The sequence below is a fragment of the Ruegeria sp. S263 genome (genome assembly GCF_056780525.1).
Window position 1 is genome coordinate 1,310,506 of record NZ_CM165558.1, and the last position, 15,159, is coordinate 1,325,664.

General features: G+C 59.6%; 12 protein-coding genes. 5 read left to right on the forward strand and 7 right to left on the reverse strand.

Translation table 11 applies throughout. The features are described from left to right. Positions 1 to 30: 30 nt before the first annotated feature. Together ACT2B1_RS06545 and ACT2B1_RS06550 are read right to left on the reverse strand one after the other, a co-directional pair. The gene (locus tag ACT2B1_RS06545; RefSeq protein ID WP_481668795.1) at positions 31 to 1,194 is read right to left on the reverse strand and encodes a benzoate/H(+) symporter BenE family transporter; all 1,164 of its coding nucleotides are present in this window, start codon (positions 1,192 to 1,194) and stop codon (positions 31 to 33) included. 125 nt (positions 1,195 to 1,319) lie between these two features. After that, the gene (locus tag ACT2B1_RS06550; RefSeq protein WP_481668796.1) at positions 1,320 to 4,475 is read right to left on the reverse strand and encodes a valine--tRNA ligase; all 3,156 of its coding nucleotides are present in this window, start codon (positions 4,473 to 4,475) and stop codon (positions 1,320 to 1,322) included. 134 nt (positions 4,476 to 4,609) lie between these two features. Here ACT2B1_RS06550 and ACT2B1_RS06555 point away from each other — a divergent pair, with 134 nt between their 5' ends. Next, the gene (locus tag ACT2B1_RS06555; protein WP_481668797.1) at positions 4,610 to 6,901 is read left to right on the forward strand and encodes a xanthine dehydrogenase family protein molybdopterin-binding subunit; all 2,292 of its coding nucleotides are present in this window, start codon (positions 4,610 to 4,612) and stop codon (positions 6,899 to 6,901) included. Continuing rightward, positions 6,879 to 7,955: a DUF2235 domain-containing protein gene (locus ACT2B1_RS06560; protein ID WP_481668798.1), complete on the forward strand. Its 1,077-nt coding sequence runs from the start codon at positions 6,879 to 6,881 to the stop codon at positions 7,953 to 7,955. Before ACT2B1_RS06555 ends, ACT2B1_RS06560 begins: the two co-directional genes overlap by 23 nt. Positions 7,956 to 8,094: 139 nt before the next feature. Here the strand turns inward: ACT2B1_RS06560 and ACT2B1_RS06565 are convergent, their stop codons facing one another. From ACT2B1_RS06565 to ACT2B1_RS06575, 3 genes are all read right to left on the reverse strand, one after another. Next, positions 8,095 to 8,613 (reverse strand): GNAT family N-acetyltransferase, encoded by a 519-nt coding sequence (locus tag ACT2B1_RS06565; RefSeq protein WP_481668799.1) that lies wholly within the window; start codon positions 8,611 to 8,613, stop codon positions 8,095 to 8,097. A 290-nt stretch (positions 8,614 to 8,903) separates the two neighbouring features. Continuing rightward, on the reverse strand, positions 8,904 to 9,479 hold the full coding sequence (locus tag ACT2B1_RS06570) for a GcrA family cell cycle regulator (protein WP_481669007.1): 576 nt from the start codon (positions 9,477 to 9,479) through the stop codon (positions 8,904 to 8,906). A gap of 70 nt (positions 9,480 to 9,549) precedes the next feature. Beyond that, positions 9,550 to 10,473 carry a DMT family transporter gene (locus ACT2B1_RS06575; RefSeq protein WP_481668800.1) on the reverse strand — a complete coding sequence of 308 codons (924 nt, stop codon included), beginning with the start codon at positions 10,471 to 10,473 and terminating at the stop codon, positions 9,550 to 9,552. A 299-nt stretch (positions 10,474 to 10,772) separates the two neighbouring features. Between ACT2B1_RS06575 and ACT2B1_RS06580 the strand changes: the two genes are divergently transcribed. Further along, positions 10,773 to 11,960 carry an acetylornithine transaminase gene (locus tag ACT2B1_RS06580; protein WP_481668801.1) on the forward strand — a complete coding sequence of 396 codons (1,188 nt, stop codon included), beginning with the start codon at positions 10,773 to 10,775 and terminating at the stop codon, positions 11,958 to 11,960. A 75-nt stretch (positions 11,961 to 12,035) separates the two neighbouring features. Then, positions 12,036 to 12,962, forward strand: coding sequence for an ornithine carbamoyltransferase (argF, locus tag ACT2B1_RS06585; protein WP_171239992.1), 927 nt, complete (start codon positions 12,036 to 12,038; stop codon positions 12,960 to 12,962). On the opposite strand, the gene ACT2B1_RS06590 is transcribed toward argF, so the two are convergent. Together ACT2B1_RS06590 and ACT2B1_RS06595 are read right to left on the reverse strand one after the other, a co-directional pair. Then, positions 12,959 to 13,555 carry a ferric reductase-like transmembrane domain-containing protein gene (locus tag ACT2B1_RS06590; RefSeq protein WP_481668802.1) on the reverse strand — a complete coding sequence of 199 codons (597 nt, stop codon included), beginning with the start codon at positions 13,553 to 13,555 and terminating at the stop codon, positions 12,959 to 12,961. The genes argF and ACT2B1_RS06590 overlap by 4 nt on opposite strands. Before the next feature lie 3 nt (positions 13,556 to 13,558). Further along, a complete protein-coding gene (locus ACT2B1_RS06595; protein WP_171125607.1) occupies positions 13,559 to 14,038 on the reverse strand; it encodes a peptidase associated/transthyretin-like domain-containing protein in 480 nt (159 codons plus the stop codon). 180 nt (positions 14,039 to 14,218) lie between these two features. On the opposite strand from ACT2B1_RS06595, the gene ACT2B1_RS06600 reads away from it, so the two are divergent. Further along, entirely contained in the window at positions 14,219 to 15,064 is an 846-nt protein-coding gene (locus ACT2B1_RS06600) for a phytanoyl-CoA dioxygenase family protein (RefSeq protein WP_481668803.1), read from the forward strand. The last annotated feature ends 95 nt before the right edge of the window (positions 15,065 to 15,159 follow it).

A 15,159-nucleotide genomic window follows, 5' to 3' on the forward strand; every position in this document is an offset into this window, starting at 1 on the left:
CTTTATTCTACAGAGTGCCGGGCCGCGCGGCTAGCGGCTTCGATTTGCAATCAAATAGGCGACGCCGCCTGCCAAAAGGCCCCAAACTGCGGCACCCAGCCCGAAGACTGATATGCCCGAGGCCGTGATCGCAAAGGTCAGGATTGCGGCTTCGCGTTCGGCAGGCACTTCGAGCGCCGCAAAGGTTGCATTGGCCATCACGCCGATCAGGGCAACGCCGGTCAGCGTGCCCATCAGCAACGGATCGGCATGAACGGCAAACCCTGTAATTGCAACGGCAAACACGCCGAACACGCAATAAAACACACCGGCCATCACAGCGGACCAATAGCGTTGATTTGGATCAGGATGGCTGTCTTCGTTCGAACACATCGCTGCGGTGATCGCAGCAAGGCAGGTTGCTGGCGCTCCGAATGTCGCCGACAGTACGCTTGCGCCACCCACGGCCGAAAACAGGCGCCTTGAGACTGGCTGGTAACCAAAGCTGCGCATCACGGCGATACCGGGGATGTTCTGCGTGGCCATCGTGACGATGAACAACGGAAGACTGATGCCGATAATGGAAGCCACTGAAAATGTGGGCCACGTCCAAACCGGAATGGCCACCACCTGTGCCGGCGCAACCGATGCACCCTTGGCATTTAGAACGACCACGATGGCCGCCGCGATGACGGCGGCGGGCACAGGGAGCAGCCGGTTGAAACGCCCGGCGACAAACCATGTTAGGATCACGGGAAGGGCCTGCCACGGTAGGTCAACGGCGGCTTTGAAGGGCAGAATGCAAAGCGGCAACAGAACACCGCCCAACATAGCCTGTGCCAGCGTGGTTGGGATCGCCGCAGCAAGGCGGCCCAGCGGTTTCCACAGCCCGGCCAGAACTGTCAACGCGCCAGCGCACAAAAACGCACCCACGGCCTCTGAAAAGCCCGCCGCCGGCGTGGCGGACACGGCAAGCAGGGCCGCTCCGGGTGTGGACCATGCAACGCTGATGGGTTGGTGATATCGCAGGCTTAGACCCATGGCCGCCAGACCCATGGCGATAGCCGCCATCATTAATCCCGAGGCTGCTTGGGCCGGTGACGCGCCCATCGCGGTCAATCCCTGAAGGACAATGGGAAATGAGCTGAAGAAGCCGACGATGGCAACAACCAGCCCGGTCGAGACAGTTTGGATCGGTGGGGCTGTGCGCGTCATTTTGGCCTCGGTGGGGTTGCCTCGAACCGTGCTACCAAGCGTGAGGGTGGGGCGGCAACCCCCAGTTGCGCAAAAGAAAACCCCGCCAGTAAGGCGGGGTTAGAGTGTTGGGGCGTCAAGACGGATCAGGCGATCTCGGACAGGCGGGCCAATGCCTCATTCAGCTTCGCTTCTTCCTCTTCGCGGGCGGCGAGGTTGGCTTTGGCTTCTTCCACAACCTCTTCCGGGGCCGAAGCCACGAATTTGGGGTTGTTCAGACGCCCGCGCAGACCGCCCAGTTCCTTGGCCAGTTTGCCTTTGGCTTTCTCCAGCCGTTCCTTCTCGGCACCGATGTCGATGATATCCGCCAGCGGCAGACCAAAGGACGCGCCGGGGGCGGCGATCGAGATGGTGCCTTTGGGCAATTCATCGGCCTTGGTCAGGCTGTCGATCCGCGCCAGACGTTTGATCAGCGCCTCATTGCGGTCCCAAGCAGCTTGGCCATGCGCGTCAATATCCGTCACCAGCATCGGCACGTATAGACCAGCCGGAACGCGCATCTGCGCACGGGCGGAACGGGTGTTTTCGATCACCGAGATCACCCAGTTCATCTCACGATCCGCATCGGCGTCGATCAGGTCGGCAGCGGCATAGGTCGGCCAATCGGCGTGGACGACCATCTTGGTGCGGTCACCGGTCAGGCCCCACAGTTCTTCGGTGATGAAGGGCATGATCGGGTGCAGCAGGACCATGCACTGGTCCAGAACCCAACGCATAGTCGCGCGGGTCTCGGCCTGTGCTTCGGCGTCATCGCCCTGCAACAGGGGTTTCGACAGTTCTACATACCAGTCGCAGACCTTGCCCCAGACAAAGGCATAAAGCCCGTTGGCCGCGTCGTTGAAACGATAGCTTTCCAGCGCCGCGTCGACCTCTTCCCGCACGCGGGCGGTTTCGCCGATGATCCAGCGGTTGACAGCCGCCTTGGGCTTCAGATCAGCCACACCCAGTTGCGGGACGGCGTCGGTAAAGACCTCGTTCATCTCAGCAAACCGGACGGCGTTCCACAGTTTCGTACCGAAATTGCGATAGCCGGTAATGCGTTCACGAGACAGTTTCAGTACGCCGCCAATCGCCGCCATCGACGCATTGGTAAAGCGCAGCGCGTCGGCGCCGAATTCGTCCACGATCTCCAGCGGGTCGATGACGTTGCCGGTGGTCTTGGACATCTTCTTGCCCTTCTCGTCGCGGACGAGCGAGTGCAAGTAGGCGGTATGGAACGGGATTTCATTCACCACGGCCAGTTGCATCATCATCATCCGGGCGACCCAGAAGAACAGAATATCCGCGCCGGTGATCAGAACGTCCGTGGGGAAATAGCGCTCCAGCTCCTCGGTCTGCTCGGGCCAGCCCAGAGTGCCGATGGGCCAGAGGCCGGAGGAGAACCACGTGTCGAGCACGTCGGGGTCGCGCCAGACCGGGTAAACCAACTTGGTCGGGTCTTGTTCAACTGCGTACCGAGCAAGGCTTTCCGCGAACTGATGGATCGCTTCCTGCTTGTCGGCGACTTCGACAACGGTAGCGTGGCTCAGAGGGCTGGGAATGTTTGCGTTGTCGTCCAGGAATTTCTCGGTAACAGCTTCAAGGCTCGCAGCGCATTCCATGATATTGCCACGGTGCAGCATGCCGCCTTCGTTCAGCAAACGGCCCAATTCGACCAGATCCAGGTCTCCGTCATTCTCGTCGTCGACGAAGTCTTCGGCGGACAGGTCCAGCCCATACCAAACCGGAATCTGATGCCCCCACCACAGTTGACGCGAAATGCACCACGGCTCGATGTTTTCCAACCAGTGGTAATAGGTCTTCTCGCCCGACTCGGGGATGATCTTGACCGTGCCGTCCTTGACCGCATCCAACGCGGGACCGACGACCTTTTCGGCGTCGACGAACCACTGGTCGGTGAACATCGGCTCGATGACCACTTTCGAGCGGTCACCGAAGGGCTGCATGATCGGCTTGCTTTCAACCAGCGGAACCAGCGCTGCCGGGTCGTCATCCTCATCCAGCTTCACACCCAGACGCGGGTCATCTGCGCGAGTCACGACGGCCAGTCCGTCGGCTGTGATTTCTTCCACCACCTTCGCGCGCGCCTCGAACCGATCCAGCCCGCGCAGGTGATCAGGGATCAGGTTGATCGCGTCGATCTCGTTCTCGGTGAAGTCCTTGCCGCGCGCGTATTCCTGCGCCTTGTCCGCTTCTTCTGCGTAGGGTGCACCATCGGCCCGCATCGCTCCTTTGGTGTCCATCAGGCGGTACATCGGGATGCCGCCACGCTTGGCGACCATGTTGTCGTTGAAGTCATGTGCACCAGTGATCTTCACCGCGCCCGAGCCGAAGTCGGGGTCCGGATACTCATCGGTGATGATCGGGATCTGACGGCGATGCTCTTTCGGGCCAACCGGGATTTCGCAGAGTTTGCCGACGATTGGCGAGTAACGCTCATCCGAGGGATGAACCGCAACAGCGCCGTCGCCCAGCATGGTTTCGGGGCGGGTCGTGGCGATGGAAATGTAATCGCGCTCTTCCGTCAGAACGACATTCCCGTCCTCGTCTTTTTCGACATAGGTGTAGGTCTCGCCCCCGGCCAGCGGGTATTTGAAGTGCCACATGTGGCCGGGCGTTTCGATATTCTCGACTTCCAAATCCGAGATCGCGGTCTCGAAATGCGGGTCCCAGTTGACCAGCCGCTTGCCGCGATAGATCAGGCCTTTTTCGTACATGTCGACGAAAACCTTGATCACTGCGTCGTGGAAGTTGGCTGAGTTTTCGTGGCCGGTGCGCGGATCGCGTGGTGCGCCCGCCATGGTGAAGGCGTTCCGTGACCAGTCGCAGGAAGACCCCAGACGCTTCAACTGTTCGATAATCGTGCCGCCATATTCGCCTTTCCACTCCCAGACCTTGTCCAGAAACGCTTCACGCCCCAGCTCGGTCCGGCTGGGCTGCTGTGTGGCGGCCAGCATCTTTTCGACCTGCATCTGTGTGGCGATGCCCGCGTGGTCCTGACCGGGCTGCCACAGCGTGTCGAACCCGCGCATCCGGTGCCAGCGGATCAGGATGTCCTGCAGCGTGTTGTTGAACGCATGACCCACGTGCAGCGCGCCGGTCACGTTGGGCGGTGGGATCATGATGGTAAAGCTTTCGTCGCGCGATTTGTTCGCGCCTGCCTTGAAGGCTCCGGCCTGTTCCCAGGTTTTATAGATACGGGCCTCGGCCTCGGCCGCGTTGAATGTCTTTTCCATCGCCATGGGGTGCGTCCTGCGTCATCAATCTTGGGTCAGCGCCTGCAATAGCGAATGCATGCGCCAAGGGGAAGGCCCCCTATGGACATCGTCCCCTCGCAGGCTAGTGTCGCGCGGTAGAGCAGCGGCAGGAGCGTTCCATGGAAAAGTTCGGTAAGAGTCAGCCGGTCAAACGGACCGAGGATCAGAGGTTTCTGACCGGGCAGGGGCATTACATGGATGATGTGGTGCCCGAGGGTGCGCTGCATGCTGTTTTCGTGCGCTCTCAGGTGGCGCATGGGGTGATATCCAGTCTGGACCTAGAAGAGGCGCGGTCGGCGGATGGGGTGCGTCTGGTGATGACGTTGGACGATCTGAAAGCCGAAGGGATCGACACCGTAATGAATGCTGCAATCCTAGACAATCGGGATGGATCGAAAGCCGCCGCGCCGGAACGTCAGATGCTGGCTAGCGACCGTGTGCGCTTTGTCGGCGAGCCGATCGCTGTTGTCATTGCCGATACCCCGTCACAGGCCCGCGACGCAGCCGAGATGATCTGGGCCGAGATCGACGAATTGCCCGCAAAGTTGGACGTAGATGCGGGTGGGGAAGTTTTACACCAAGACGCTCCCGACAATCGCGCCTTTGACTGGGGGCTGGGCGATGAGGCGGCGACCGAGGCCGCATTTCAGGCTGCAGCGCATAGGGTTTCGCTGAATGTGGCCGACAACCGGGTCATCATAACCTCGATTGAGCCGCGCGGCTGTCAGGCCAACTGGGTCGATGGCCGCCTGCATTTTGCCTATGGCGGGCAGGGGGTGTGGGCGATGCGTGCACAGCTGGCCGAAAAACTGCGGCTGGAGCCTGAGGCGATCCGCGTCACCACCCCGGATGTTGGGGGCGGGTTCGGCATGAAGGTAATGCCCTACCCCGAGTATTTCTGCACCGCCGTTGCCGCGATGAAGCTGGGACAACCCGTCCACTGGATGTCGGACCGGTCCGAGGCGATGCTGGCCGATCATCATGGCCGCGATTTGACTTCACTTGCGGAACTGGCATTTGACGACGACCACCGGATCACCGCCTATCGTGTGCACAGCAAGGTCAATCTGGGTGCGTATAACAGCCATTTCGGTCAGGCGATCCAGACCAACCTGTTCAGCCGGGTGCTGATGGGGGTCTATGACGTCCAGACCACCTATCTGCGGGTCGAGGGGTTCTTCACCAACACCACGCAGGTCGATGCCTATCGCGGGGCCGGACGACCCGAGGCGATCTATGTCCTTGAACGTGTCATGGACCGCGCCGCGCGTGAATTGGGCATCGATCCCTGGGAGTTGCGCCGCAAGAATTTCATCCGCCCCGAGGCATTTCCATACAGAACTGCGACCGGCGAGACTTACGATGTCGGTGATTTCAATATGATCCTGTCACGCACAGCTAGCCAAACTGCGGGGTTCAACGCGCGCAAGGCGACCGATGGCGAACGCGGCCTGATCCGGGGGCAGGGTCTTTGTTACTATATCGAAAGTATTCTGGGGGACCCTTCCGAGAACGCGAAAGTTGAGTTCTGCGAGGATGGCACCGTGAACCTCTATGTCGGCACCCAATCGAATGGGCAGGGGCATGAGACGGTTTATGCCCATTTCCTGTCGGATCAGACCGGGATTCCGGTAGACCGGATCAATGTAGTGCAGGGTGACAGCGATCAACTGCCACATGGGGGCGGCACCGGGGGGTCTCGGTCCGTTACGGTGCAAAGTACGGCAACGCTGGCGACAATCGACGTCATGCTTGCCGCGTTCACGCCGTATCTGGCGGATAAGATGGGGGTCGAGGAAAGCGATATCAGCTTCGACCACGAAACATTCCGCGCATCAGGGTCGAACCTGACACCAACCCTGACCGAGGCCGCTGACATGGCCCGCACCGATGGCCGTACCGATCTGTTGCGACATCAGGCACGGGCCAACCTAGATGCGCGCAGCTATCCCAATGGCGCACATGTTGCCGAAATCGTTATTGATTCTTACACCGGAGAAACCTGGGTTGACCGCTATACAGTGGTCGATGATTTTGGTAACCTTATCAACCCGATGCTGGCCGAAGGGCAAGTGCATGGTGGCGTCGTCCAGGGCATTGGGCAGGCGCTGACCGAGCGTGTTGTGCATGATGCGCAGGGGCAACTGCTCACGGCTTCGTTGATGGACTATGCCTTGCCGCGCGCCGCCGAGATACCCATGATTAAGTTTACGTCGGTGCCGGTCCCGTCAACTTCAAACCCGATGGGGATGAAGGGATGCGGTGAGGCCGGCACCGTGGGCGCGCTGGCCGCTGTGGCAAATGCGGTTCAGGATGCGCTCTGGGATTACGGGGTGCGGCAGGCGGATATGCCTTTTACACCTCACAAAGTATGGGAGTTGCTGACGCATGGTTCTGTCGCGGCTGAGTAGAAAGGTACTAGGATGGCTCGGACGGCCTCTGCGGTCCGAGCACTCGGCCGAGTCACGCCACCGCGAACCGATCAGCCATGTGATTATCCTCGACGGCACAATGTCGACGCTGGAACCGGGCCGGGAGACCCATGCAGGCCAGACTTTGCGCCTGTGCTGTGAGATGGGCAGCAAGGTCTCGGTTTTCTATGAATCCGGCGTGCAGTGGGAGAGCTGGAAGTCCTCGCTGGACGTGATGATGGGGCGGGGGATCAACCGCCAGATCAGGCGCGCTTATGGCTATCTGGCGTCGCGCTACAAGCCCGGCGACCGTATCTATTTCATCGGCTATTCACGCGGGGCTTACGGGGTGCGCAGCCTTGCCGGGGTGATCGACCTGATCGGGCTGCTCAAGGCCGAACACGCGACCGAGCGGAATATCAAGCAGGCGTACCGCCATTATGAGTGCAACGCCAATGGTGCCGCTGCAGGCGCATTCCGCAAACAGTTCTGTCACGAGGATGTGGCAATTGAGATGGTCGGCGTTTGGGACACGGTGAAAGCGCTGGGCCTGCGCCTGCCGCTGCTGTGGCGCTGGGCCGAGGAACGCCATGCTTTCCACAACCACCAGCTTGGCCCCGCCACCCGCCACGGCTATCATGCCATGGCGCTGGACGAGACGCGCGAAGTGTTCGAACCGGTATTGTGGAAATGTACCCCCGAGTTCAAAGGCCACGTCGAGCAGGTCTGGTTCCGAGGTACCCACGGCGATGTCGGGGGCCAGTTGAACGGGTTCGAAGAGGCCAGATCCCTCAGCAACATTTCCCTCATCTGGATGCTGGACAAGGCCGAGATGCACGGTTTGCCCCTGCCCGAAGGTTGGCGTGAGCGGTTCCCGACCGACACCCAAGCGCGCTCGGTGGGAACATGGCGCGGCTGGGGCAAGATTTTCCTGCTGCGCAAGCATCGCAAAGTTGGGCGGGACCGGTCCGAGCGTCTGCATGTCTCTGTGTCGCCGGATGAACTACCCGGCTGGGTGCCGATGCCGGATTTGCCGTCACATCCGGCGCAGTGAAAGGCTGAAGGTGGGCCAGAGGTTACAAGATCACTGACGGCTCAATGTCAAGTCGAACCCATTTTGAAAGATGCTGCGCGACGGGCGAAAGCCCGCTTTGCACGACATGGACACAGGAAAAGTCGCAAACCTTGCGCGGCTAGGCGAGCGAACGCTCCATGAAGTAGACCTTGTCTTGCCACTTATCCGGGAAGCTTTCTGGTTGCGGCATGGGAACAAAGCCAGCGTCCTCATACATCGCCCGGGCTTGTGTCAGAAACGTAGCTGAAGAGAAGAAGACGTGACTGTACCCATCTGCTGCCAACTGCTCGAACATTTCGTTCAGCAGTCTGCGGCCAAGTCCGAGGCCGCGCCCTGCCTGACTTACAAACATTCGATTGAACTCGGCGGTGCCGGGACGGGCTTCACTGTACATGACGCACCCCATCGGTTTGCCATCCACCGATGCAACGATAATTCCGCCCAATGGTCGCTCGTGCAGAGCGGGTAGTTCCTTCAATATTGCCTCGAAGCTTTTTGGGTCCATTGGATGATCGTCACCCCTAGGCCAATCGGAGGGGTAGTTTTCCCAGTGCCACTTCAACCATTCTCGGCACAGCATACGTGCCGCCTCAATATCTTCTTCGCAGCTTGCAAGCCGGACAATTATATTGGTCATTCTGGTACCCCGAACAAAGTATAGAAAGCGTGCTGAAACGGGGTGCATGAGTCAATCAGCCGCAAACCGAAAGCTGCCATTGGCGCAAAAACTGCGAATTGGCGCTTTGTCCGCAAAGCCGACACTCCGACCTAATACACCTTCGCAGCTTTCAGTGAAGGTGTTTTCTTAGTCAGAGCTAGTTACGCCTTGCATTGTTTTTTACCATGCAACACTTCCGGTAAGAGGCGTGGCGAAACGCCTGCGCCCCTTTCGCATTCCACAATGGAGACTTGGGTTTAGGTTCTCAATTACCGCCGCCGATCCCGGCGCGAGCTCATTGGTTGGAACGCCACGCCCACATGCGCTTCGCAATAGGGCTTGCCTGCCTCAACCGGCAGGCCGCAGAACCAGAAATCCTCGGTCGCGGGGTCTCCGACGGGCCATTTGCAAGTTTTCTCGGTCAGCTCCATCAACGTCAGCTTCTTGGCCTTCTTCTCGACCTCGTTGACCTTGGCGAGCGCCTCGGGGCTGATCTCATTGGCCGAGGGTTGCGGCGGCAGGGGCTGACCGGCCGGGATGATCTGACGGCGGGCGGGCACGGCAGGCTTCGCCTCGGTCGCCGGAGCAGGCGCAGGACGCGCAGGTTCAGTTTTGGGCGCGGGTTTGGGCTTGGCCTCGGCCCTTGGTGCTGGTGCCGGTTTTTCCTTGGGCTCGGCCTTGGCTGGGGTCGCGCCAGTTGCGCGGTTCGACAGGCCCAGACGGTGCACCTTGCCGATCACCGCGTTGCGGGTCACACCGCCCAGTTCCTTGGCGATCTGGCTGGCCGACTGGCCCTCGCCCCACATCTTTTTCAGCAGCTCTACACGCTCGTCAGTCCAGGACATCATTTGCCTTTCAAAAGCGGAAAGCGGCCCCGGATTCGGGCCGCCTTGGGAATTCGTCTCGGTCCCTATTTTAATCACTGTGTGCCGAGTTACAAGCGGTTCTCGAATCAGCTGCTGTGTGACGGTGTCGGGCTTCGCGCCAGACCAGAATCAGCCCCCCGGTCAAGATGATCGCAGAGCCGATCATGCTGATTCCATCCGGGATCACGCCGAATATGGCAAAATCGTAAAGCGCGGCAAAGACCAACGTGGCATAGCTGATGGGTGCCACAAAAGACGCATCAGCGCGCGCCATCCCGTTTACAAAGCACGCCTGCGCGCAGGCCATCAGCAGGCCGATCCCAGCCAAAGCCGCCCATTGCTGGGGCGTGGGCCATTGATACACAAAACTCACCGCGACCGAGGCGATGGTCAGCCCCATTGCATTATTGATCAAAAGGATCTGAATCGGAATTTCGCGGCCAGCGAGTTTCTTGATAAAGATCAGCTCCATTCCGATCACGGCGGCGGCAGTCAGAGCCAAAAGCGCCGCAGGCTGGAAGCTTTCAGGCGTTGGACGTAATAGGATCAGCGCCCCAGCCAGCGCGACCGCTGCGGCCAGCCATCGCCAGGGGCCAACACCTTCTTTCAGCAAGGGGATGGCCAAAACCATGGCAAAGACCAGATTCAGAAAGGAAATCGCGGTTGCGTCGGCAATCGGGATGAATGCGACCGAGGCGAACATCAAAGTGATTCCCAGCCAACCAAAGCTGGTTCTTCCCAAATGAAGCCCCCAATGCGGACGGGTAAGGCGGGGGCGAAGAACGGCCACTGCGCCAATGATCACCAGAAAAGCGAACAGAAAACGGCCATGGCTGATCTGCAACGGGTGCAGAGCCGGGCCCAGCACATCTGTTCCCAACGCCTTGGCCAGCAGGGTGGTTCCGGCAAGAAGGGCGCTTGCCGCAACGATCAATAGGGCCGCAAGCGGCGGGTTCTGGCGCGTGGGTGTCATAAGCCACCGGTGCGCTAGCGCGGGGCAAATGGCAAGCGGCAATTGTACGGCTCGTTAAGGAAATCAGACTGTCCCGGGCAATTCGGGGTTTTCAGATGAGTGGAGTACGGCTATACGAGCCACCATGATCAAACACGCATATATCCTGCGACTCCGACTCCGACGCCGACGCATCGCCGCGTAATCGGCCGTTTGATCCTGTGTGCGCTGAGAATCCGCGCACTTCCCACCAAATCAGTTGACTAACATGGCCTTCGTGTATCACTCACGAGGCTCAATTTATCGAAAAGGATGATCCTATGATCCCGTCCGTTCTGCCGACCTATAACCGTGCACCCCTGACCTTTGTGAAAGGCGAAGGTGCCTGGCTGACCGAGGCAGATGGCCGACGTTTTCTGGATCTGGGCGCAGGTATAGCGGTAAATGCGCTGGGCCACGCACATCCGGCGTTGGTGAACGCGTTGACCGAACAGGCGCATGCGCTGTGGCATGTCTCGAACCTCTATCACATCCCGCAGCAGCAGGCGCTGGCCGACAAACTGGTCGAGCATACCTTTGCCGACACAGTGTTTTTCACCAATTCCGGCACCGAATCCTGCGAACTGGCCGTGAAAATGGCGCGCAAGTACTTCTATGACAAGGATCAGCCAGAGCGGGTCGAGATCATAACGTTTGATGGTTCGTTCCACGGTCGGTCCTCGGCCGGCATTGCTGCCGCAGGATCCGAGAAGATGACCAAGGGGTTCGGCCCGCTGCTTCCCGGTTTCGTGCATGTCACCTTTGGCGATCTCGACGGCGTTACAAATGCCATCACCGACAAAACCGCCGCGATCCTGATTGAACCGGTTCAGGGCGAGGGCGGAATTCGCCCGGTTCCCGACGCCGAGCTAAAGGCGCTGCGCCAAATTTGCAACGACAACGGCCTTCTTTTGATCCTTGACGAGGTCCAGTGCGGTGTTGGCCGTACCGGGAAACTGTTCGCGCATGAATGGGCCGGGATCACCCCGGACATCATGATGGTCGCCAAGGGCATCGGCGGCGGATTTCCCCTTGGCGCAGTTCTGGCAACCGAAAGCGCGGCCAGCGGTATGACTGCGGGAACACACGGCTCGACCTATGGGGGCAACCCGCTGGGCTGTGCGGTGGGCTGCGCCGTGATCGACCAGGTGGCCACACCCGCGTTTCTGGAAGGCGTCAACCGAAAGGCAGGCCTTTTGCGGCAAAAGCTCGAAGGTCTGATTGCAGACCACCCCGACGTGTTCGAAGAGGTGCGTGGAGCCGGCCTGATGTTGGGTCTGAAATGCAAACCGACCAATATCGACGTGGTGAATGCGGGCTATGACAACGAGGTCATCACCGTCCCAGCCGCCGATAATGTGATCCGCCTGCTGCCGCCGCTGACCCTGACCGAGGACGACATCGCGCAGGCCGTTATCCGCCTCGAGAACGCCGCGCAACAGGTTCACGCCAATCTGACCACCGCCTGACTTTTCTTCTGTTCCGAAATACTTCGGGGGTGTGGGGGCTGGCCCCCACCCGCCGCCAACCAAAAGCGACAAGATATGAACCACTTCCTTGATATTCACAAAACTGAAGCCGCTGACCTGCGGAAGATGATTGACCAGGCCGGAGCGATGAAACAGGCCCGCCTCGGGCGGCCTAAAGCCGCCCATGATGACGACCAACCGCTTGCAGGTCGCATGGTTGCGCTGATCTTTGAGAAACCATCCACCAGAACACGGGTTTCTTTTGACGTTGGCGTGCGTCAGATGGGCGGTGAAACCATGCTGCTGTCCGGCAAGGACATGCAGCTTGGCCATGGCGAGACGATCGCCGATACCGCCCGCGTCCTGTCGCGCTATGTCGACTTGATCATGATCCGGACGTTCGATGAAACGATCCTGACCGAGATGGCCGAATACTCGGACGTGCCTGTGATCAACGGCCTGACCGACCGCACCCATCCCTGTCAGATCATGGCCGATGTCCTGACTTTCGAAGAACACCGTGGCCCCATCGCGGGTAAAAAAGTGGTCTGGACCGGCGATGGCAACAACGTGTGCGCTTCGTTCCTGCACGCGGCTGGTCAGTTTGGTTTTAACCTGACCTTCACCGGCCCCGCGCAGTTCGACCCGGAGGAAGAGTTCATGGGGTTCGCCCGCCAAAAGGGATCGCAAATCGTGGTCGAACGCGATCCATTCAAAGCGGTCGAAGGCGCGGACCTTGTCGTTGCCGATACATGGGTCTCTATGCACGATTCCCAATCGGCCAAGGAACGGCGTCACAACCTGCTGCGACCTTATCAGGTCAATGAAGAGTTGATGTCGCATGCCAAGCCAGATGCGCTGTTCATGCACTGCCTGCCAGCACACCGCGAGGAAGAGGCGACATCCGAGGTCATGGACGGTCCGAACTCGGTTATCTTTGATGAGGCGGAAAATCGTCTGCACGCGCAAAAGGCGATCATGCGCTGGTGCCTGGGCGTCTAGCGCCTGCGTATATCCCACACTCGAAGTTTGGCGAGCGTCCGGACGCTCGCCACTAAGATCAGAATGCAAAGTGCGGTTTTGGACATAACTTCCATCGTGCCTTCGATCAGCATGGCATGAACAACGCTGCCGACGATCGTGATGAAAGCCAGCCCCGCGTGCCCAAGTCTCCAGACGCGAAACCGAAGATGAATGCGCTGCCGCAGCAAACCCAGAAAGGCTGCGGCGAAAGCAGCCCACATTGCCGCGACGCCCCACGCTGAAAACGGGGTGGGTGATACAAACAGCAGGGCATCCAACATGTCAGGGGGGCTGGTGATCCACAATCCGGCTACGTGAATGACAAGGGCACCCACCAGGGCAAGGCCGCATCTGCGGTGCCATAGACGGCTTTGCATGGAAGACAGCCCAGGCAGCCAACGACCTGCCAGCAAGGGTTGAAGCAATAGCAAACTCAGGCTGATAATCCCGGCAAACCCAGCCGCGATGTAGAAGGGGCTTCGCCACGCCAGGTAGGGGCTGGTTGCGGCCGCAAGGATGGGAACCAGCAAGACGACCGTTAGCGCGGCCCAGGCTGCAACGGTTCGCGTCACGTCTCAGGCGGGTTGCAATACAAAGTGAGCGGCCAAGGTCTTGTCCCTTGCGCTTGCCATGACCGGACGCAGGAACACGGTTTCGAATTCACCGTTATCATAGGCCAGGTGGCCATGCGGCTGACCAAAGGCGGGTACGATCTGAGGCATTTCCAGCCGGAACTCTCCTTTTTCATCCGTCAAGGTCGCGCCGTGGCTGTGGGGGTCGCGTTCATGCCCTTCGGTCGTATGAGCCCAGATCTGAATACGTTGACCGGGCAGGGGGGCACCGTCTCCCGCGCGCCGGACTGTTCCGGTCATCCAGAACCCGCCGCCGCCAATGCGCTGCACGATCGGAGCACCAGGCCGATAATTGTTGGCCCCTCCCCGCATTGACGGGGTGGCTGCAAGGCCATTGGCGCGGGCGGGCAACAGCAGACCGGATGCAAGGACAGCTCCGCCTGCAGCAATCAAAGAGCGTCGAGTGATTGAAACACGGGTCATGGGCCCCTCGCTTTCAAAGCCATTTCGTGTGCCCGCGTTCAGCCGGGCGCTATCGCCATGACAGAGTAGCACGAACGAACGATATTTCGAGCCAACAGAGGGAATTGTGAATTGCTTTGACGGCCCGCCCGCCGGGTGCGATCCTTTGTACTCGCCCCTCCTGTCGGAAGGCCCTCGCCCATGACCCAGTCCGAGCACGTTTCAGCCGCAGAAGTTGCTGCGTTCCAGCGGGACGGAGCAGTCGTCTTACGCTCAAAATTCTCTGCGTCTTGGCTGCAGACATTGCGCGATGGGATCGACGCTGACCTGACGACCCCTACAGGAAATTTTACCCGCCACACGAAAGACCCGGATGCGCCGGGTTACTTCGAAGATTTTTGGGCGTGGAACAAAATCCCACAATTTACGGATTTCGTATTCAACTCACCCTGTGCCCCGCTTGCGGCGCAGTTGTTGGGCGCGCCCTCGATCAATCTGGTCATGGATAACTGGTTTCTACGTGAGGCCGGGTCGATGTCTCGCCCTCCATTTCATCAGGACCTGTCCTATTTCGATTTCGAGGGAACGATGTGTGTCCTGTGGCTTCCTTTGGAGCCAGTGAGCAAGCAGAATGGCATCGCATTCGTGAAAGGATCGCATTTGTGGGACAAGCTATTCATGCGGGTGCGTTTCGCGGATGGGCATCCCAGTTATGAACCGACCGAGGTGGCCGGTCTCACCTACCACCCTCCGCCAGACGTCAATGCAAATCCCGATGCCTTTGACCTGCTGCAATGGGATATGGAGCTGGGGGATTGTATTTTTTTCGATATGCGAACCCTGCACGGGGGGCTTTCCTCCGTCACGCCGACCGAAACGGTGCGGCGTTTTACGCTGCGGATGACGGCCCCGGACGGGCTCATTCGGTATCGAGGGGACTGGGCCAAGGAGGAACGCGCGCAATTCGAAGCGGCGGGGTATCGCGAAGGTGATCGGCTAGACGGTGCGTTCTTTCCCCGGCTTTGGCCGCGACCCATTGGCGAATGAGGATATGTCGGGAAAGTTCCGCACGATTTATGTGCATTTTTGCAAGTTTATTCGGTAAATTTAACCCTATATCCTGTACCAGTGAACAAAAGTTC

Coding starts and splice junctions, on each gene's coding strand:
- ACT2B1_RS06575 (WP_481668800.1), bottom strand. CDS start 10,473: ATGACACCCACGCGCCAGAACCCGCCGCTTGCGGCCCTATTGATCGTT.
- ACT2B1_RS06545 (WP_481668795.1), bottom strand. CDS start 1,194: ATGACGCGCACAGCCCCACCGATCCAAACTGTCTCGACCGGGCTGGTT.
- argF (WP_171239992.1), top strand. CDS start 12,036: ATGAACCACTTCCTTGATATTCACAAAACTGAAGCCGCTGACCTGCGG.
- ACT2B1_RS06595 (WP_171125607.1), bottom strand. CDS start 14,038: ATGACCCGTGTTTCAATCACTCGACGCTCTTTGATTGCTGCAGGCGGA.
- ACT2B1_RS06600 (WP_481668803.1), top strand. CDS start 14,219: ATGACCCAGTCCGAGCACGTTTCAGCCGCAGAAGTTGCTGCGTTCCAG.
- ACT2B1_RS06570 (WP_481669007.1), bottom strand. CDS start 9,479: ATGTCCTGGACTGACGAGCGTGTAGAGCTGCTGAAAAAGATGTGGGGC.
- ACT2B1_RS06580 (WP_481668801.1), top strand. CDS start 10,773: ATGATCCCGTCCGTTCTGCCGACCTATAACCGTGCACCCCTGACCTTT.
- ACT2B1_RS06550 (WP_481668796.1), bottom strand. CDS start 4,475: ATGGCGATGGAAAAGACATTCAACGCGGCCGAGGCCGAGGCCCGTATC.
- ACT2B1_RS06565 (WP_481668799.1), bottom strand. CDS start 8,613: ATGACCAATATAATTGTCCGGCTTGCAAGCTGCGAAGAAGATATTGAG.
- ACT2B1_RS06555 (WP_481668797.1), top strand. CDS start 4,610: ATGGAAAAGTTCGGTAAGAGTCAGCCGGTCAAACGGACCGAGGATCAG.
- ACT2B1_RS06560 (WP_481668798.1), top strand. CDS start 6,879: ATGGTTCTGTCGCGGCTGAGTAGAAAGGTACTAGGATGGCTCGGACGG.